The following is an 18,779-nucleotide window of genomic DNA, read 5'->3' as shown; positions in this document are numbered from 1 at the left end:
AAGGCGCTCGCACCGCAGTGCGAAGCACGGAGGTTCTGTTGTGAAGAGTTCCGTCGCGGTCGAGTTCGACAACGTCGTGAAGACCTTCGGCCCGGTGGAGGTGCTGCATGGCGTGAGTTTTTCGCTCGAACCGGGCCGCGTCTACGGCCTGCTCGGCGAGAACGGCGCCGGGAAGTCCACGCTGATGAAGATGCTCGCGGGCTACGAGTCGCTGACCGCCGGCACGCTGAAGGTGAACGGCGAGCCGCAGCAGTTCGCCAGTTCGCGCGAGGCCGAGGCGCTGGGCATCGTGCTGATCCACCAGGAGTTCAATCTCGCCGAAGACCTCACGGTGGCGCAGAACATCTTCCTCGGCCACGAGAAGAAGAAGGGCTGGCTGCTCGACGACGTTGCGATGGCGCGCGATGCGGCCAGTGCGCTGGCCGAAGTCGGGCTCGACATCGACCCGCCCACCAAGGTGCGGCGGCTGATCGTGGCCGAGAAGCAGCTGGTCGAGATCGCCAAGGCCATTTCGCGCCACGCGCGGCTGCTGATCATGGACGAGCCGACCGCCACGCTCACGCCCGGCGAGACCGAGCGCCTGTTCAAGCTGATCGCGCAGTTGCGCGCCGACGGCGTGACCATCGTCTACATCTCGCACAAGCTCGACGAGGTCGAGCAGGTGACCGACGAGGTGATCGTGATGCGCGACGGTCGCTTCGTGGCCCGGTCGCCCACCTCCGAGGTCACGCGCCACCAGATGGCGAACCTGATGGTCGGGCGCGAACTCGCGGACCTCTATCCGCCGCGCGATGCGGTCGTCGCGGCGACGGCGCCGGCCATGAAGGTGCGGGATTTCACGGTGCCCGGCTGGGCGCAGAACGCGAGCTTCGAGGTGCGCCCGGGCGAGATCCTCGGTTTCGCCGGGCTCGTCGGCGCCGGCCGGACGGAGCTCTTCGAAGGCCTGCTCGGGCTGCGCCCCGCGAGCGGCACGGTCGAGATCGAAGGCCGGGCGCGCAGCTTCCGCAACCCGCGCGACGCCGCCAAGCACGGCCTGACCTACCTGAGCGAGGACCGCAAGGGCAAGGGCCTGCACGTGAATCTCGGACTGCGCCAGAACCTCACGCTGATGGCGCTCGAGCGCTATGCGCAGCCGTGGCTGAAACCCGACGCCGAGCGCGCTGCGCTGGCCGAAGCGGTGAAGGACTACGGCATCCGCACCGGCGACCTCGATGCGCGCGCCTCGTCGCTGTCGGGCGGCAACCAGCAGAAGCTGGCGCTGGCCAAGGTGCTCCAGCCGCAACCGAAGGTGGTGGTGCTCGACGAGCCCACGCGAGGCGTCGACGTCGGCGCCAAGCGCGACATCTATTTCCTGATCCAGCGCCTGGCCCGTCAGGGGCTGGCCGTGATCGTCGTCTCTTCCGAGCTGATGGAACTGATCGGCCTGTGCCACCGCGTCGCGGTGATGCGCGCGGGCCGCCTGGTCACCACGCTCGATGCCGAACATCTGACCGAAGAGGACTTGATCGCTCATGCCACCGGAACCGCTTCCTAGCGCCCAGGCCGCGCACCGCCCGGTCACTCGCCCGCGCTGGACCGAGCGCCTGCACGGCTTCGGCCCGGTCATCGGGCTGGTGCTGCTGTGCATCGCGGGCACCTTGCTCAACGGCGACTTCGCCACGCTCGACAACGCCATGAACGTGCTCACCCGCACCGCCTTCATCGGCATCATCGCGGTCGGCATGTGCTTCGTGATCATCTCGGGCGGCATCGACCTGTCGGTCGGTTCGATGGCGGCGCTGATCGCGGGTTGCGTGATCATGTTCATCAACGCGATGGGCCCGGCGCTCGGATCGCCGCTGCTGGCGGTGTTGCTGGGCGCTCTGCTCGCGGTGCTGCTCGGCGCGGTGTTCGGCCTCGCACACGGCCTGCTGATCACCAAGGGCCGGATCGAGCCCTTCATCGTGACGCTCGGCACGCTCGGCATCTTCCGTGCCTACCTGACCTACTTCGCCGACGGCGGCGCGCTGACGCTCGACAACGAGCTGTCGGACCTCTATGCGCCGGTGTATTACGCGAGCCTGCTGGGCATCCCGGTGCCGGTGTGGGTGTTCTTCGTCGTGGCGGTGATCGGCGGCCTGATCCTCAACCGCACCGCCTATGGCCGCTACGTGCAGGCCATCGGTTCCAACGAGCAGGTGGCGCGCTATGCCGCGGTCGGCGTCGACCACGTGAAGATCATGACCTACGTGCTGCTCGGCGTCTGCGTCGGCATCGCGACGCTGCTCTACGTGCCGCGGCTGGGTTCGGCCTCGCCGACCACCGGCCTGCTGTGGGAGCTGGAGGCGATCGCGGCCGTGATCGTCGGCGGCACCGCGCTCAAGGGCGGCGCGGGCAGCATCACCGGCACCGTGATCGGCGCGATCCTGCTCTCGGTCATCAGCAACATTCTGAACCTCACCAGCATCATCAGCGTGTACCTCAACGCCGCGGTGCAGGGCATCGTGATCATCGTCGTGGCGTTTCTTCAGCGCGGCCGGCGCTAGGCCGCAAACGTTTCTCGTTCGTTCAAGTTCATTCACCACAGGAGACAAGAAGCATGAAATCCGTCACCCGACGCCTGGCGCTGAGCGCCGTCGCCGCCGCGAGCTTCGCGGCCCTCCCGGCCCTGGCCGCCGAGCCGGTCAACCTCGGCGTCTCGATCCCGGCGGCCACGCACAGCTTCATGGGCGGCATCAACTACTGGGCCAACCAGGCCAAGAAGGACCTCGAGAAAGAACACAAGGACCTGAAGATCACGATCAAGACCGCGGCCAACGCGCCCGAGCAGGCGAACCAGCTGCAGGATCTGTCGACCGTGAGCAAGATCAACGCGCTCGTGATCTTCCCGTTCGAGTCGGCCGCGCTCACCAAGCCGGTGGCCCAGGTGAAGGCCAAGGGCACCTACGTCACGGTGGTCGACCGCGGCCTCACCGACACCAGCGCCCAGGACGCGTACGTCGCCGGCGACAACACCGCCTTCGGCAAGATTCCGGCCGAGTACATCGCGAAGAAGCTGGGCGGCAAGGGCAATGTCGTGGCGCTGCGCGGCATCGCCACCACGCTGGACAACGAGCGCATGGACGCCTTCAACAGCGTGCTCAAGAACTACCCGGACATCAAGCTGCTGGATGCCAAGTACGCCAACTGGAACCGCGACGATGCCTTCAAGGTCACGCAGGACTACCTGACGCGCTTCAAGAAGATCGATGCCATCTGGGCCGCCGACGACGACATGGCGGTGGGCGTGCTGAAGGCCATCGAGCAGGCCAAGCGCGACGACATCCTGTTGGTGTTCGGGGGCGCGGGTGCCAAGGGCATGGTCAAGACGATCATGGACGGCAAGGACCCGCGGATCCAGGCCGACGTGAGCTACTCGCCGAAATTCATCTATGACGCGATCAAGCTGACGGCCGAGGCACGGCTGAAGGGCGAGAAGCTGCCGGCGACGACGATCATTCCTTCGGTCTTGATCACGAAGGACAACGCGAAATCCTTCTACCACCCCGATTCGCCTTTCTGAGCTCGCCCCCAGGTTGTCCCGCACTTCGTGTCGGGACGCCCACCCCCTACCGGGGGCAACACCAGAGGCCCGGCAAAGCCGGTTCCGCGGTGTTCCACCAAGGGCGCGCTTCGCGGCGCTTGAAACTGCATGACACACGACACTTTTTCACGCAGGCTGCGCTACGCCATGGTCGGTGGCGGCCGCGACGCCTTCATAGGCGCGGTGCACCGCAAGGCGATCGCGCTCGACGGCCAGATCGAGCTGGTGGCCGGCGCGCTGTCTTCGAGCCCCGAAAAGGCCAAGGCCTCGGGCCGCGATCTTTTCCTGCCCGATGACCGCAATCACGGCGACTGGCGCGCGCTGCTCGACGACGAACTGAAGCGGCCGGCGAGTGAGCGCATCGACTTCGTGTCGATCGTGACGCCGAATCACGTCCACTTTCCGGTGGCCCAAGCCTTCGTCGAGGCCGGCTTCCACGTGGTTTGCGACAAGCCGATGGTGCACACGCGCGAACAGGCCGATGCGCTGGTCGCCGCGGTGGCGAAGCAGGGCACGGTGTTCGGCGTCACCTACAACTACACCGGCTACCCGATGGTCCGCCAGGCGCGCGAGATGGTGCGCGCGGGCGACATCGGCGAGATCCGCAAGGTGGTGGTCGAGTACAACCAGGGCTGGCTCGCGACGCGACTGGAAGGCGAGGGCAACAAGCAGGCCGCCTGGCGCAGCGACCCGGCGCGCAGTGGTGCCGCAGGGGCCATCGGCGACATCGGCTCGCATGCCGAGCACCTGGTGGCGACCGTCACGGGACTCGAGATCGAGAGCCTCTGCGCCGACTTGAGTTCGCTGGTGCCAGGGCGGCCGTTGGACGACGATGGCAGTCTGCTGCTGCGCTTCGTCGGCGGTGCGCGTGGCGTGCTGATCGCCTCGCAGGTCAATACGGGGCTGGAGAACGATCTGCGCCTCCGCGTCTCCGGCACGCTCGGCACGCTGGTCTGGCGGCAGGAGCAGCCGAGCGAACTGGTGCATCTGCCGCACGACGGGCCGAAGCGAATCTTCACGCGCGGTTCGCCGTGGCTGTGCGCCGCAGCGCAGCGCGCGAGCCGGCTTCCGAGCGGGCATCCGGAGGGCTTCATCGAGGCCTTCGCCAACGTGTATGGCGGCGTGGCGGCGGACATCCGGACGCGGCTGGCGGGCACGCAGGCGGACCCCTTGGCCGCCGACTACCCGCGCGTGGAGGAGGGCGCGCGCGGCGTGCGCTTCATCGAACGCGCGGTGGCGTCTGCAGCCAGCGAGGCGAAGTGGACACCTTGGTAAAGCCCGGGCCCGGGTGCTGGGCATCGCACGGGCCCGCCTGATCGGCGAGATGGGCGTGATCGACGGCGGACCGCGCTCGGCGAGTTGCACCGCAATCACCGAGGTCAAGCGCGGCGTGCTGTCGCGGACATCGCTGCTGACCCCGATCGCCGAGCATCCCGCGGCCGCCGCGAGGCTGATGCTGGGCTTGTCGAAGGAACTCGCGCTGCGGCTTCGCGAAGGTAATCGGCGGCTGCGTACGCTGCCGCAGGTCACGCGCGCACTGCAACTGGAACTCGACGCGGTGCATGCGGTGAACCGCAGGCTGCTGGATTCGCAGGATTACTGAGCCGCGCCCGTCGTTTCATCGGATCCCCGACTTACGGTTCCCTCGAGTCCGCAAAATCCCCGCCTAGAACCTGACCTGCGTGTCAGCTCAGCGGCGCGTGTGACGTTGCGATGTCGACTTGCTGCAGTGACTGGCAAAAGGCCTGCCTGAACGCGGTGACCGACAGGTCATGCGATGTTTGCGCGGTCTCGACCGTTGCCTTTATCAATGGCCGATTCTGCGCCGGAATGCTTGGCGCGACCTTCACCAATGGCCGATCCAGGATGTCCGTCGACACGTCCAACGACATAGTCAACGGTTCGCCAAACATCAACGACATCGCATTCTCGGCCTGCGCTTTCTGATCGAGCAAAGCGCTGCGACTCGCAGTCTGCTGGGAAAGAGATTGCTCGGCCATCAAGCGGTCCGCAGCAGGCGCGGCTTCCAGCTCGAACAGTCTCAGCGAAGCTGCGCGAGGGTTCCCGGATTCGCAGGAAGTCGGCTGATCACCTTCGAGAGAGTTGGAAGACTGTTCTCAACCGCGTGAACGAGGCATTTGAGCTTCAGCTTGTACCGGAGCCTTATGTATGGATTCGATGCCACTACGGCGGCATAGGTCTTCAAGTTGTCGAGGAGTTCTTCGCGATACGCGGTCTTCGATTCCGCCGCCTTGATGGCTTGCTCGATAAAGAGCTGACCGAAGCGAGGCGCCAAGTAGTCGCGCAGGTAGTACCGCTTCAGCCCAGGCTGGTCCGGGAACATGTCGACCAGCTTCTTGAAGTATCGGAAACGACTCCGCGTCATCAGCATGCCGTGCGATGTGCTCTCGGTGTGGATGCACCAGACGGTGACCGCGCGGTCGACGAAGCAGTTGCTGTAGCCCTTGCGAAAGATCCGCAGGAACAGGTCGTCGTCTTCATAGCCGATGAACTGGACGTCGAAGCCGCCCACGGCGTCGAAGGCCGCGCGGCTGACCAGACTCGCCGAAGGCAAGACGAACATGTCGTGCCGCAACATGTCGAAGACCGTCTGCTTGGGAAATTGCTTCGAGTACCGTTTGACGATGGATGTGTAGAGGACATTGCCGTCCTGATCGGCTTCGTAGAGTTCCGCATAGACGAAGCCGAAGAGCGGGTCGTTGGCCGGGATGGCCTTGGACAGTATCTCGATGTGATTCGGCAGGAAGAAATCGTCTTGATCGAGGAAACAGATGAAGTTCGAAGTCGAAGCCGCCACGCCGGCATTGCGCGCCGAGCCCTGGCCGCCGTTCTCCTTTTTTATGATCCTGATGGGATGGCTCGCGGCCAGCGCGTTGAGACGATCATGTTCATCGCGGTTCGAGCCATCGTCGACGACGATGACTTCGCTGGCCGGAATTGTCTGTTCGAACACGCTGCGCAGGCACCGCTCGATGAAACTGGAACCGTTGTAGAACGGAATGACCACTGCAACGCTTGGATTCGATGAGTCGATCGTCGCCGCTGCGGTCTCTTCGTTGTGCATCATGGCTTGGACCCCGCTTACGACCCGAAACTGGCTACCGGCAAGCCGTACCACGAGTCGATCACGCCGTTCTCGATCACCACGATGCGAGCACTGCGCGCTTCGTTTGGAAAGACCGTCGCCAACGCTGCGAGTTGCTTGCCCGCTACCGAATGGTCTGCAATCACTTCGATGCCGGGTCGCAGGCGCTGCAGCGTCATTGCCGGCGTTTCGGCGTCTCCGTTGCCCGCCAAGATCGAGTCTCCATAGAGTTCGACTGTGCAACCCGTCAGTGGCTTCACGGCCTCCAGTGAAGTTGTCGAATTCTTCGAAGCTTCTGGCGGGTGTGATGCAGTTTCGGAGAAGGCGCCATCGGCGCCACCGCCTCCACACCCGATCAGCGTGATGCAGGCGAGAGCCGAAAGCTTCGCTATGAGAGTTCGTTGGCTGAGCATTGCTGGCAAAAGTCCAAATGGGAATCAGGGATGAGGGCGGGGCCTGCATTGCGGCCGAAGCGGCGGTACGGTCCGCAGCGCCGAGGAGCGTCTGCGCACCGAGTGATGCAGACCGGATAAGGCTACCGAGTGACTCGATCGTTCGTCCATAAGACGCGTCTGCTTCGGAAGCAGAGTTCTCTCTTTGACGTCCTCGATCGATAGTCCCGGAGACTTCTCGCGATATCTCAGAAATGTCCATCGGCTGTATCGGATCGATCTCATGGACGTCTCGATGCGTGATTCCTAGCGTCTGATCGCCAAGCTATCCACCTTCCAATCTTCAGATTGACTGCCGTCTCGCGGGCGGATGCATCGGCAGTCCTGATGCCGCTCGCATTGCCGGATGGGCTGAAAGTCCAAGACAACAACTTGACACTCGCCGCCTGCCGTGGCGTTTCAGTCGGACAACGAGCAAAGAAGGCGTGCGCCTTTCCAGCAGGAGAAGGGATCTGCTCGCCAATCGCTGGGCGCCAAGTTCATCGCCAGTTCGAATCGCGACGGTCTGGGGCGGGCCCCATGAAGAAAATTCACACCCTCCAGGCCGCGCGCGGACTCGCCGCGCTCATGGTGCTTGGGTTTCACGCCTATGGTTTCGACCAGAAGTTCCTGTCCCACCCGGTGTTGCCGGATCTCTTCACATTCGGGCAAACCTGACTGGATCTCTTCTTCGTCGTCAGCGGGATTGCCATGGCAATGACCACTGCGAACCGCAAGGGATTCGCAGATTCCGCGGGCTTTCTATTGCAGCGAGGCCTCCGCATCTATCCGACCTATTGGATCTACTTCATCGCTCTTGTGACGGTACAGCTTCTGCTTCCCTCCTTGATCAACAAGTCGGGGCGGCACATTGACCAGTGGGGAACCTCTCTTCTGCGTTCGTCGGAGGCACTGCGCGTTGTCCTGATCGGCGCTGTCTATTCGCTTCTGCTTCTGGGCATGGCCGCGGTGGAGCGTGCTGGCCTGCGAGTCTGGAAGCCTCTCGTCTCTGTCGGAGATTGCTCCTGCACGCTCTATCTCTCTCACATGATCGAGATGACGGTATGGGCCGCCGTGTGGCTCTCCGGTCTAATCGCGCTCCCTGCGGGCGCGAGCTCCAGCGTAGTCTTCTGGATCCCGACCTTCTCGTCTTGCGAGGTGTGTGCGTTCATTGCGTACAGGCTGGCGGAAAGACCGCTACTCGGCTTTTTCAGGTCAAGCCCTTCGTTCAAGCCCCGGCCCGCGTCGTGTCGCCATCGTCGACATAGTAAAGGCCAGAGCTGCCTACAGCACCACCGGCGCATCCGGCAGCTCATTGCGATCCGCGTGCCCCTCGGCCAGCGGAAAGTGCGCCACCAGCAGGGCCGAGACCTCTTCGAGCGCCTGCGTCAGCCCGTCCTCGAAGCGCCCCTCGCGGAAGGCGGTGCCCATGCGCTGGGCCATCGCGGCCCATTGCGCGGCGTCGACACGGGCATCGATGCCGCGGTCGGCGACGATTTCGATCGCATGCTCGGCCAGCAGCAGATAGATCAGGACCCCGTTGTTGTGTTCGGTGTCCCACACGCGCAGCTTGCCGAACAGCATGATCGCGCGCTCGCGCGCCGGTGCGCCGCGCCACAGGTAGGACAGCGGCAAGCCGGCCTCGACGCAGATGCGGATCTCGCCGCTGTGGCGCCGCTCGCTGGCTGCCACGCGCCGCGTCAGGCGCTCGAGCAGCTCGGCCGGCAGCGCGCGGCGCACATCGGCCTCGTCGGTCCAGCGGTGGCGCCACAGGCGGCCCAGGCGCGCGAACAGCGAGGGGGAGGATGAAGAAGAAGAGGGCGATGCCATGGCTACCAGTCTCCCGAGGCGCCGCCGCCGCCGAAATCGCCGCCGCCGCCGGAGCTGAAGCCACCCGAAGACGAACCGCCACCCGAAGACGAACCGCCGCCCCAGCCGCCGCCGCCGAAACCGCCACCGCCCCGGCGGCCGATGGACGGACCGGCACCGAAGGCCATCGACAGCAGCGTGAAGAGCAGGGCGCCCAGCCCGGCCAGCACCGCGATCACGAGGCTCGATGTGAGCACCATCACCACGACGCCGGTCAGGCCGCCCAGCGCCAGCGAGCCCGGGATCTTGCCGAGGATGCGGCGCGCGATCGGGCCGCCCACCAGCACCGCGGCGAACAGGAAGATGCCGAGGTCCTGCCAGTCGAAGCCGCGGCCGGAGCCCTGGCCGTCGCCGAAGTCGCCGCCGCGCGCATCGACCTCGGGCAGCGCCTCGCCGTTGACGCGCGCCATGAGCTGGTCGACCGCCGCGTCGAGGCCGCCCGCGAAATCGTTCTGCCGGAAGCGTGGCTTCATGGCCTCGTCGATGATGTGCGCGGCAGCAAGGTCCGGCACAGCGCCTTCGAGGGTCTTCGCGACCTCGATGCGCATCTTGCGGTCGTCCTTGGCCACCACCACGAGGATGCCGTCGCCGACCGCCTTGCGGCCGATCTTCCAGGCATTGCCGACCCGGTTGGCGTAACTCGCGATGTCCTCGGGCTGGGTGGTCGCGACCATCAGCACCACGATCTGCGAGCCCTTCTTCTGCTCGAAGTCCTGCAGCTTGGCGTCGAGCGCGCTGCGCTGGGCCGCGCTCAGCGTGCCGGTCTGGTCGATCACGCGCGCGTTCAGCGCGGGCACCGGCAGCAGGCCCTGCGCCTGGGCGCCGAACAGCGCCACCGCCATCAGCAAGAGGGCCGTCAGCGCCTGCCTGATGCGGACAGCTGTCATGCGGGTGCGCGTCGCCTACTTCTTCGGCGCGCTGAAATCGACCGTCGGCGGCGTCGAGATCTGGGCTTCGTTCTGCACCGTGAAGTTGGGCTTGGGCGCGTAGCCCATCACCTTGGCCGTCAGGTTGGTCGGGAAGCTGCGGGCCAGCACGTTGTACTCCTGGACCGTCTGGATGAAGCGGTTGCGCGCCACCGTGATGCGGTTCTCGGTGCCCTCCAGCGTCACGCGCAGGTCGCGGAAGGCCTGGTTGGCCTTCAGGTTCGGATACTGCTCGGAGACCGCCATCAGGCGCGACAGTGCGCCCGACAGCTCGCCCTGCGCCTGCTGGAAGCGGTTGAAGGCCTCGGGATTGTTAAGCGTCTCGGGCGAGACCTGGATCGAGGTCGCCTTGGCGCGCGCCTCGATCACGCGGGTCAGCGTCTCCTGCTCGAAGTTGGCCTCGCCCTTGACCGTGGCCACGATGTTGGGCACCAGGTCGGCGCGCCGCTGGTACTGGTTGAGCACCTCGCTCCAGGCCGACTTGCTGGCCTCGTCGAGGCGCTGGAAGTCGTTGTAGCCGCAGCCCGCGAGCGACAGCGCCGCGACGATGATCAGAAGCCAGCGTTTCAACATGTCCGAACCCTCTCTGTGCGAAGTCGGCAAAGGTAGCATAGATGGATGGCGATCGATCCTCTCCAGGTCCTGCAGGCCGCACACCGCAGGCCGGTGCCGGGCTCGGACGGCGGCCCGCCGAAGGGCACGCTGCTGATCGCCGGCGCGACCGGCGCGCTCGGCCACGAGCTGGTGCGCCGGCTGGCCGGCCGCCATCGCTTCGACCACACCATCGTGCTGGCGCGCGAGCCGATCCGTGACGGCCTGCGCGGCGTCGAGACCGTGCTGACGCCGGCGCTGCCGATCGCGCAATGGCCGCTGGTCAGGGCCGACACCGCGCTGGTGCTGTTCGAGCCGCCGCGGCTCTACTACGACCGCGAGCGCGCGCTGTGGACCCCCGAGCCCGCGCAATTGCCGGCCCTGGCGGGCTGGTTGCGCGCCTGCGGCGTGCAGACGCTGGCGGTGGTCCTGCCGCACGATCAGGGCCGGCTGCCGGAGGCCTTGAAGCACGGCCTGGCCAGCCTCGACGAGCAGGCCGTGGTGGCGCTGGGCTTCGAGCGCGTGCTGCTGGTGCGCTCGGCGCGCAAGCCGGCGCCGGTCCGCTTCGCGAACCCGGGCGAGCGGCTGGCGGCCTGGATGCTGTCGATCGCCCGCTTCATGGTGCCGGCCAGCGAGCAGCCGGTGCGGGCGTCCAAGGTGGCCGAACTGATCGACATCGCCCTGCGCCTCGCCCCGCCCGGCGTGCACGTGGCCGCGCCCGAGCTGGTGTGGCGGGCCGCCCAAGGCGAATTGCGCGCGGTCGTGGAAGGCTGGGTGGCTGCGCCTCCATGAACACGGCGGTCACGCGACCGAGGCAAAATCGCTACTTCCGGCAGCACCACCCATGTCCACCAAAGCCAAACTCCGCGCCAGCGCCATCGGCGGCACCGCCGACGACGTCGAAGCCGCCTTCTACGAAGCGCTGCAGCGCGGCGACGTCGACGCCCTGATGAACTGCTGGGCCGACGAGGAAGAGGTGTTCTGCGTCCATCCCGGCGGCCCGAGGCTGGTCGGGGCGGAGGCGATCCGCGCCGCCTTCGAGCACATGTTCGGCAACGGCACGATCCAGGCCACGCCGGCGCGCGTGCGCAAGGTCGAGTCGCTCGCCAGCGCGGTCCACAACGTGCTCGAGCGCATCGAGGTGCTGACGGCCGAGGGGCCGCGCCATGCCTTCGTGCTGGCCACCAACGTGTACCACCGCACCGCGCAGGGCTGGCGCATGGTCGCGCACCACGCGAGCCCCGGCAGCGCGCACGAGCCCGGTGATGCCGGCGAGGTGCCGCAGACGCTGCACTGAACCATGCAATACGTCGCGCCACGCTGGCTGCCCGGCGGCAACCTGCAAACCATCTGGCCCGCGCTGTATGCCCGGCGCGCCGAGGTGCCGCTGCCCGACTATCGGCGCGAGCGCTGGACCACGCCCGACGGCGACTTCATCGATGTCGACTTCCTGGATGCCGCCGTGGCGGGACCGCGGCCGCTGCTGGTGCTGTTCCACGGCCTCGAAGGGTCGTCGCGCAGCCACTACGCGGAAGTCTTCGGGGCCTTCGCGCACGCGCAGGGCTGGGACTACGCCGTGCCGCATTTCCGCGGCTGCAGCGGCGAGCTCAACCTGGCGCCGCGGGCCTACCACTCGGGCGACTTCGAGGAGATCGGCTGGATCCTTGCGCGGCTGCGGGAGCAGCTGGACCCCGCGCAACCCATGCGGGCGACCGGCATTTCGCTCGGCGGCAACGCGCTGTTGCGCTGGGCCGAGGAGGCCGGCAGCGAAGCCTCGAAGCTGGTGAGCGCGGTGGCCTCGATCTCGGCGCCGCTGGACCTGGCGGCCGGCGGCGCCGCCATCGGCCGCGGCTTCAACCGGCTGGTCTACACGCGCATGTTCCTGTCGACCATGAAGCCCAAGGCGCTGGCCAAGCTGGCCCAGCATCCGGGCCTGTTCGACCGCGAGAAGCTGCTCGCGGCCCGCGATCTCTATGCCTTCGACGACGTGTTCACCGCGCCGCTGCACGGCTTCCGCGACACCGAAGACTACTGGCACCGCGGCTCGGCCAAGCCGCACCTGCACCGGATCCGGATTCCGGCGCTGGCTGTGAATGCGGTCAACGACCCCTTCGTGCCGGCGGCCAGCCTGCCGCGCCAGGAAGAGGTCGGCAGCCACGTGACGCTGTGGCAGCCCGTCCACGGCGGCCACGTGGGCTTTCCGTTCGGCGCGCCCCCCGGCCATGTCCGCGCCATGCCCGAGCGAGTGGTCCACTGGCTGAAGCTGAGCTAACCCCCAGGTTGGCTCACTGCGTGTAGCCGCCCACCCCCTTTCAGGGGGCGCCCCCGGCGGCCCGGCAGAGCCGGTTCCGCGGCGGCCCACGTAGAAGTCCGCGTCGCCTGGGAGCAAAATATGTTTTATGGACGACATCGTCAAACAGGCCTTGGCCAAATGGCCCAACGTGCCGCACTGCTACGGCTGGCTCGGGCTGGATGCGCGTGGCAACTGGTTCATGCGCGATGACGGCACGCAGGCCATGGGGCCGTTCGTGCAGGCCAAGGGCTCGCAATTGCGCCACGACAAGCTGATCGACTTCATCCAGCGCAACTACGAGCACGACGAGCAGGGCCAGTGGTTCTTCCAGAATGGGCCGCAGCGGGTGTATGTCGAACTCGAGGCCGCGCCGTGGATCTGGCGCGTGGCCGAGGACTTCTCGGTCACGTCTCACAGCGGCCGGCCGATCGAACCCACGGCCTGCCTGCTCGACGACGCCGGCAAGTTGTATCTGGTCGCCGACATCGGACTGGGCCTGGTCCACACGCAGGACGTCGGCTTGGCGGCCGAGGCCATCGATCAGGGGCGCTGGGTGCCTGAGAGCGTCCGCGCCGAGGATCTTCCGGCCCGTTTCGGGCACGTGCTGAGCCCGGCGGCGGGCCAGCCGGCGCATCCGGCGCCGCCGCCCTGAGCGGGATCGGCGCTCGCAGGACGAAAAAAAGCCCGCATCGCGCGGGCATTTTCCTGGTGGCGGGCGACGCGGGCTACTTGGCAGCCGCCGCTGGGGCCGCATCGGCAGCCGCCGTGCCTTCGGGGGCGGCCGGCCGTTCGGGCACCGGGAACGTGGCACCGCCGGCGTTGGCCAGGTAGACCACCGCGCGGCCGATCTCGGTGTCCTCGAAGTCGCCGCCGCCTTGCGCCGGCATCGCGCCCTTGCCCTTGAGCGCGTGCTCCAGCAGCGTGGCGTAGCCCTGGCCAATGCGAGGGCCCCAGGCCGCGGCATCGCCCTGGTGCGGAGCGCCAGGGATGCCCGGCGCGCCGTGGCAGGCTATGCACTGGGCCTTGAACACGGCTTCGCCGGTGGCGAGCGGGCGGTTGGTGTCGCGGATCTCGATCGAGCCGACCTTCTTGAGGCGATCGGCGATGTCGCGATCGCGCACGTCCTTGGAAACACCGTAGAGCGACATGCCTTCGCCCTGCTCCGAACCCGAGGGGTGCGTGCCGGACACGACGAACGAGACCAGGCCGACGATGATCAGGATCGGAACGATGAAGGAGAAGAAAACCGCGAGCAGGAGCTGCTTCGGATTCTTGATCGGGCCGGTGTGGGCTTCTTCTGCGGCCTGGTTGTGCGGTGCGTCGCTCATTGCGTCCTCAGTATCGGGGGCTTTTTTTGGATCAACCGCGGATTATAGAGAGCCCCCCGGGCCCGGCCGTGCAGGCCGGGCCCGCAGGGGCCGCCCGGGTCGTCACTTGGTGGCCCAGCCGCCGCCCAGGGTCTTGTAGAGCACGACCTGGTTCTGCAGCCGTGCCTGCCGGACCTGCGCCGTCGCGAGTTGCGAGGTGAAGAGCGAGCGCTGGGCGTCCAGCAGGTCGAGCCCGCTGGACACGCCGCCGCGATAGCGCATGTCGGACAACTGGAAGCGCACCTCCTCGGCCTTGGACTGGGCCACCAGGGCGCGCAGCTCCTCGTCGTAGGTCGCGCGGCCCGCGAGCGCGTCGGCCACCTCGCGGAACGCCGACTGGATCGACTTCTCGTACTGCGCCACCGCGATCTTCTGGCCGGCGCGGGCCGAATCCAGGTTGGCCTGGTTGCGGCCGGCGTCGAAGATCGGCAGCGTGATCTGCGGCGCGAAGGCCCAGGCTTTCGAACCGCTGTCGAACAGGCCGGAAAACTCGGGGCTCGCCGTGCCGATCGAGGTGGTCAGCGTCACGCGCGGGAAGAAGGCGGCGCGTGCGGCACCGATGTTGGCGTTGGCCGCGATCAGCTGCTGCTCGGCCGCGCGGATGTCGGGCCGCTCGGCCAGCAGGTCCGAAGGCAGCCCGGCCGGCAGGTCCTGCATCGGCGCCAGCGCCTGCAGCCCCTGGGGGCTGCCGACGGTGGTCTCCGGCGGCACCGGTGCGCCGATGAGCAGGGCCAACGCGTTCTCGTCCTGCATGCGCAGCCGCTGCTGCTGAGCGTAGGCCGCGCGCGCGGTCTCGGCCTGCGCTTCGGCGAAGCGATAGTCGATCTCCGAGGCCACGCCGTTGTCGAAGCGCAGCTTGGTGAGCTTGAGCGAGTCGTCGCGCGTGACCATGGTGCGGCGCGTGATGTCCAGCGCCTCGTCGTCGCCGAGCACCGCCAGCCAGCCGTTGGCCACGGCGGCCACCAGGCTGATCTGGGTCGCCTTGCGGGCTTCCTCGGTGGCCAGGTACTGGGCCAGCGCGGCGTCCTTGAGGCTGGCCACGCGGCCGAAGAAGTCGAGCTCCCAGGCCGTGACGCCCAGGCCGACCGAGTAGCTCGATGCCACGCCCGGGCCGATGAGCGAGGGGCTCTGGCGCGAGCCGCCGGCCGTCGCGTTGAGCGTCGGGAACAGCGCCGAGCGGGTGATCTGGAACTGGGCCCGGGCCTGCTCGATGTTGAGGATCGCCACCTGCAGGTCGCGGTTGTTCGCGAGCGCGGTGTCGATCAGCTTGCCCAGCCGCGGATCGGTGAAGTAGTCCTGCCACGCGATGGTCGAGGCCAGCGGCTGGCCGGCCGCGGTCGGCGCCGCCGCCGCGTTGGGGAAGGTGGCCGGCACCGGCGCCGCCGGGCGCTCGTAGGTCGGGATCAGCGAGCAGCCCGCCAGCATCAGCGCGGCAGCGCCTGCGAGAGCCGTGGATATGAATTGCTTAGTCATGTTTTTCTTCCTCGATGCCGGCGGCCTGCGCATGGCGCTTGTCGGCCTCGTGTTGACGTTCGCTGCCCTTGAAGAAGGTGCGCACGACCACGAAGAACACCGGCACGAACAGCACGGCCAGCGCCGTGCCCGTGAACATGCCGCCCAGCACGCCGGTGCCGATGGCGCGCTGGCTCGCCGAGCCGGCGCCGGAGGCCAGTGCCAGCGGCAGCACGCCGAGGCCGAAGGCCAGGGAGGTCATGATGATCGGCCGGAACCGCAGGTGGGCGGCGGCGAGCGCCGATTCGACCACTCCCTTGCCCTGGGCCTGCAGGTCCTTCGCGAATTCGATGATCAGGATCGCGTTCTTCGCCGACAGGCCGATGATCGTGATCAGCCCGACCTGGAAGTACACGTCGTTCGAATAGGCCCGCAGCATGGTCGCCAGCAGCACGCCCAGCACGCCCAGCGGCACCACCATGATCACCGCCAGCGGAATCGTCCAGCTCTCGTACAGCGCGGCCAGGCACAGGAACACCGCCAGGATCGCGAAGCCGTACAGGATGATGGCCTGCGAGCCGGCGAGCTTTTCTTCCCGCGACTGGCCGGTCCATTCGTAGCCGAAGCCGGCCGGCAGTTGCGAGGCAAGTTTCTCCATCTCGGCCATCGCCGCCCCGGTGCTGTAGCCCGGCGCCGTGCTGGCGCTGATGCGCATCGCCGGGTAGCCGTTGTAGCGCACGGTCTGTTGCGCGCCCGTGATCCAGCGCGTGCTCGCGAAGGTCGACAAAGGCACCGGCTTGCCCTGCGCGTTGAGCGCGTTCAGCTTGAGCAGGTCTTCCGGCTGCATCCGCGCCGGCGCATCGGCCTGCACCACCACGCGCTGCAGGCGGCCCCGGTTCGGGAAGTCGTTCACGTAGCTCGAGCCCAGCGCGGTCGACAGCGTCGTGTTGATCGCGTCGAAGGTCACGCCCAGTGCATTCGCCTTGTCGCGGTCGATATCGATCTGCAGCTGCGGCGCGTCCTCCAGGCCGTCGGGGCGCGTCTGCGTCAGGATCTTGCTCTGGGCTGCCATGCCGAGCAGCTGGTTGCGGGCATTCACCAGCGCCTCGTGGCCCGCGCCGGCGCGGTCCTGCAGGCGGAAGGTCACGCCGCTGGCGTTGCCCAGCTCGGGAATGGGCGGCGGGCTCAGCGGGTAGATGAAGGCATCGCGCACGCCCGACAGCGCTCCGAAGGCGCGACCGGCCAGCGCTTCGGCCGACTGGCCGGCTTCCTTGCGCTTGTCCCAGTCCTTGAGCGTCACGAAGGCCAGGCCTGCGTTCTGGCCCTGGCCCGAGAAGCTGAAGCCCAGCACGCCCACCATGCTCTGCACTTCGGGCTGCTTGAGGATGAAGCCCTCGACTTTTTTCATCACGTCGAGCGTGCGCTCCTGGGTCGCACCCGGCGGCAGCTGCACGTTGACGATGATGTTGCCCTGGTCTTCCTGCGGCAGGAACGAGGTCGGCACCCGCATGTAGGCGAACACCACCGCGCCGATGATCGCCGCGTAGATCACGAGGTAGCGCGTCGCGCGGCGCAGGATGCGCGACACCAGGCTCTCGTAGCCCTTGGCGGTGCGCGAAAAGCCGCGGTTGAACCAGCCGAAGAAGCCGGTCTTGGCGTGGTGATGGCCGGCCTCCACGGGCTTCAGCAGCGTGGCGCACAGCGCCGGCGTGAGCGACAGCGCCATGAAGGCCGAGAAGCTGATCGCCGCCACCATCACGGCCGAGAACTGGCGGTAGATGTTGCCGGTCGAGCCGGCGAAGAAGGCAAGCGGCACGAACACCGAGATCAGCACCACGGTCACGCCGATGATGGCGCCCGAGATCTGCTTCATCGCCTTGCGCGTGGCTTCCAGCGGTGAAAGCCCTTCCTCGCTCATGATGCGCTCGACGTTCTCGACCACCACGATCGCATCGTCCACCACGATGCCGATCACCAGCACCATGCCGAACATGGTCAGCACGTTGATCGAGAAGCCGAGCGCCAGCAGCACCCCGAAGGTGCCCAGCAGCGCGATCGGCACCACGATGGTCGGGATGATCGTGTAGCGCCAGTTCTGCAGGAACAGGAACATCACCAGGAACACCAGCACCACGGCCTCGACCAGGGTCTCGGCCACCTGCGAGATCGAGATCTTCACGAAGCGCGAGCTGTCGTAGGGGATGTCCCATTTCACGCCCTGCGGGAAGAAGTGCGAGAGCTCTTCCATCTTGGCGCGGATCAGCTTGGCGGATTCGAGCGCGTTGCCGCTCGGCGCCAGCTGGACGCCGATGCCCACCGCGGGCTCGCCGTTCAGGCGCGCCGAGGTCGCGTAGGCCTGGCCGCCCAGCTCGACGCGGGCGACGTCGCGCAGCCGCACGGCCGAGCCGTCGGTGTTGGCGCGCAGCACGATGTTGCCGAACTGCTCGACGTTGCTGAGCTGGCCGTTGACCACCACCGTGGCCGCGATCGCCTGGCCGCCCACGTTCGGCAGGTCGCCGATGGTGCCCGAGGCCACCTGCGCGTTCTGCGCCCGGATCGCCGCCGTGATGTCCGCCGACGACAGATTGAAGCCATGCATCTTGGCCGGGTCGAGCCAGATCCGCATGGCACGTTCGGTGCCGAAGAGCTGGGCCTGACCGATGCCGCGCACGCGCTGCAGTTCGGGCACGATGTTGCGTGCCGCGTAGTCGCCGAGGGCGATCGGATCGAGGGCCGGGTTGTCGGATGACAGGATCGTGAACAGCAGGAAGTTGTTGTTCGACTTGTCGACCCGCACCCCCTGCTGCGTCACCGCCGCAGGCAGGCGTGGCGTGGCGCGCGAGAGCCGGTTCTGCACGTCCACCTGCGCCAACTCGGGGTCGGTGCCGGGGGCGAAGCTGATCGTGATCGAACCGGTGCCGTCGGCCTGTGCCACCGACTCCATGTAGATCATGCCGGGCGAGCCGTTCATCTCGCGCTCGATGACGGACAGCACGCTGTCCTCCAGCGTCTGGGCGGAGGCACCGGGGTAGGCGGCGTTGATGACGATGGCCGGCGGGGCCACCGGCGGGTACTGGGCGATCGGCAGCTGCGTGATCGCCACGCCGCCCACCACGAGGATGAACAGTGCGATCACCCACGCGAAGATCGGACGGTCGATGAAAAACTTGGCCATGCGGGCG

19 protein-coding genes are annotated in these 18,779 nt (G+C 67.3%); 10 read left to right on the top strand and 9 right to left on the bottom strand.

What is annotated here, in order from left to right:
• Positions 1–40: 40 nt before the first annotated feature.
• The 5 genes from AC1DYK_RS22870 (at position 41) to AC1DYK_RS22850 (ending at position 5,165) form a co-directional block, all read left to right on the top strand.
• A complete protein-coding gene (locus AC1DYK_RS22870; RefSeq protein ID WP_478168390.1) occupies positions 41–1,534 on the top strand; it encodes a sugar ABC transporter ATP-binding protein in 1,494 nt (497 codons plus the stop codon).
• Positions 1,512–2,525, top strand: coding sequence for an ABC transporter permease (locus tag AC1DYK_RS22865; RefSeq protein WP_478168389.1), 1,014 nt, complete (start codon positions 1,512–1,514; stop codon positions 2,523–2,525). The genes AC1DYK_RS22870 and AC1DYK_RS22865 overlap by 23 nt, the downstream gene beginning before the upstream one ends.
• A 53-nt stretch (positions 2,526–2,578) precedes the next feature.
• A complete protein-coding gene (locus AC1DYK_RS22860; protein WP_478089746.1) occupies positions 2,579–3,541 on the top strand; it encodes a substrate-binding domain-containing protein in 963 nt (320 codons plus the stop codon).
• Between the two features lie 129 nt (positions 3,542–3,670).
• On the top strand, positions 3,671–4,837 hold the full coding sequence (locus tag AC1DYK_RS22855) for a Gfo/Idh/MocA family protein (protein WP_478168388.1): 1,167 nt from the start codon (positions 3,671–3,673) through the stop codon (positions 4,835–4,837).
• A 13-nt stretch (positions 4,838–4,850) separates the two neighbouring features.
• Complete coding sequence (locus AC1DYK_RS22850) at positions 4,851–5,165, top strand: cyclic nucleotide-binding domain-containing protein (RefSeq protein WP_478168387.1); 315 nt, start codon at positions 4,851–4,853, stop codon at positions 5,163–5,165.
• A gap of 82 nt (positions 5,166–5,247) precedes the next feature.
• On the opposite strand, the gene AC1DYK_RS22845 is transcribed toward AC1DYK_RS22850, so the two are convergent.
• From AC1DYK_RS22845 to AC1DYK_RS22835, 3 genes are read right to left on the bottom strand one after another with little or no spacing between them, the layout of a single operon-like run.
• Complete coding sequence (locus tag AC1DYK_RS22845; protein ID WP_478168386.1) at positions 5,248–5,562, bottom strand: hypothetical protein; 315 nt, start codon at positions 5,560–5,562, stop codon at positions 5,248–5,250.
• A gap of 41 nt (positions 5,563–5,603) precedes the next feature.
• Positions 5,604–6,647, bottom strand: coding sequence for a glycosyltransferase family 2 protein (locus AC1DYK_RS22840; RefSeq protein ID WP_478168385.1), 1,044 nt, complete (start codon positions 6,645–6,647; stop codon positions 5,604–5,606).
• 17 nt (positions 6,648–6,664) lie between these two features.
• Positions 6,665–7,081 carry a hypothetical protein gene (locus AC1DYK_RS22835; protein WP_478168384.1) on the bottom strand — a complete coding sequence of 139 codons (417 nt, stop codon included), beginning with the start codon at positions 7,079–7,081 and terminating at the stop codon, positions 6,665–6,667.
• A 558-nt stretch (positions 7,082–7,639) separates the two neighbouring features.
• On the opposite strand from AC1DYK_RS22835, the gene AC1DYK_RS22830 reads away from it, so the two are divergent.
• A complete protein-coding gene (locus AC1DYK_RS22830) occupies positions 7,640–7,777 on the top strand; it encodes a hypothetical protein (protein ID WP_478168383.1) in 138 nt (45 codons plus the stop codon).
• Positions 7,778–8,383: 606 nt separating this feature from the next.
• On the opposite strand, the gene AC1DYK_RS22825 is transcribed toward AC1DYK_RS22830, so the two are convergent.
• Genes AC1DYK_RS22825 through AC1DYK_RS22815 form a run of 3 tightly spaced genes read right to left on the bottom strand, consistent with a single transcriptional unit; the run spans position 8,384 to position 10,467 of the window.
• Complete coding sequence (locus AC1DYK_RS22825) at positions 8,384–8,929, bottom strand: TPM domain-containing protein (protein ID WP_478168382.1); 546 nt, start codon at positions 8,927–8,929, stop codon at positions 8,384–8,386.
• 2 nt (positions 8,930–8,931) lie between these two features.
• Positions 8,932–9,855 carry a TPM domain-containing protein gene (locus AC1DYK_RS22820; protein WP_478168381.1) on the bottom strand — a complete coding sequence of 308 codons (924 nt, stop codon included), beginning with the start codon at positions 9,853–9,855 and terminating at the stop codon, positions 8,932–8,934.
• Positions 9,856–9,870: 15 nt separating this feature from the next.
• Positions 9,871–10,467, bottom strand: a complete 597-nt coding sequence (locus tag AC1DYK_RS22815; protein WP_478168380.1) for a LemA family protein — start codon at positions 10,465–10,467, stop codon at positions 9,871–9,873.
• Between the two features lie 45 nt (positions 10,468–10,512).
• On the opposite strand from AC1DYK_RS22815, the gene AC1DYK_RS22810 reads away from it, so the two are divergent.
• The 4 genes from AC1DYK_RS22810 (at position 10,513) to AC1DYK_RS22795 (ending at position 13,430) form a co-directional block, all read left to right on the top strand.
• On the top strand, positions 10,513–11,277 hold the full coding sequence (locus tag AC1DYK_RS22810; protein WP_478168379.1) for a hypothetical protein: 765 nt from the start codon (positions 10,513–10,515) through the stop codon (positions 11,275–11,277).
• A gap of 52 nt (positions 11,278–11,329) precedes the next feature.
• Positions 11,330–11,782 (top strand): YybH family protein, encoded by a 453-nt coding sequence (locus AC1DYK_RS22805; RefSeq protein WP_478168378.1) that lies wholly within the window; start codon positions 11,330–11,332, stop codon positions 11,780–11,782.
• Between the two features lie 3 nt (positions 11,783–11,785).
• The gene (locus AC1DYK_RS22800; protein WP_478168377.1) at positions 11,786–12,757 is read left to right on the top strand and encodes a YheT family hydrolase; all 972 of its coding nucleotides are present in this window, start codon (positions 11,786–11,788) and stop codon (positions 12,755–12,757) included.
• 127 nt (positions 12,758–12,884) lie between these two features.
• On the top strand, positions 12,885–13,430 hold the full coding sequence (locus AC1DYK_RS22795) for a DUF2946 family protein (RefSeq protein WP_478168376.1): 546 nt from the start codon (positions 12,885–12,887) through the stop codon (positions 13,428–13,430).
• A gap of 73 nt (positions 13,431–13,503) precedes the next feature.
• Here the strand turns inward: AC1DYK_RS22795 and AC1DYK_RS22790 are convergent, their stop codons facing one another.
• The 3 genes from AC1DYK_RS22790 to AC1DYK_RS22780 form a co-directional block, all read right to left on the bottom strand.
• Complete coding sequence (locus AC1DYK_RS22790) at positions 13,504–14,106, bottom strand: c-type cytochrome (protein ID WP_478168375.1); 603 nt, start codon at positions 14,104–14,106, stop codon at positions 13,504–13,506.
• 102 nt (positions 14,107–14,208) lie between these two features.
• Positions 14,209–15,618 (bottom strand): efflux transporter outer membrane subunit, encoded by a 1,410-nt coding sequence (locus AC1DYK_RS22785; RefSeq protein ID WP_478168374.1) that lies wholly within the window; start codon positions 15,616–15,618, stop codon positions 14,209–14,211.
• Positions 15,611–18,772: an efflux RND transporter permease subunit gene (locus AC1DYK_RS22780; protein WP_478168373.1), complete on the bottom strand. Its 3,162-nt coding sequence runs from the start codon at positions 18,770–18,772 to the stop codon at positions 15,611–15,613. Before AC1DYK_RS22780 ends, AC1DYK_RS22785 begins: the two co-directional genes overlap by 8 nt.
• Between the last annotated feature and the right edge of the window lie 7 nt (positions 18,773–18,779).

It is taken from the genome of Variovorax sp. P2_H12, from assembly GCF_056403395.1.
Note: the sequence above shows the minus strand (reverse complement) of the source record. Positions and strands in the feature narration are given on the sequence as shown.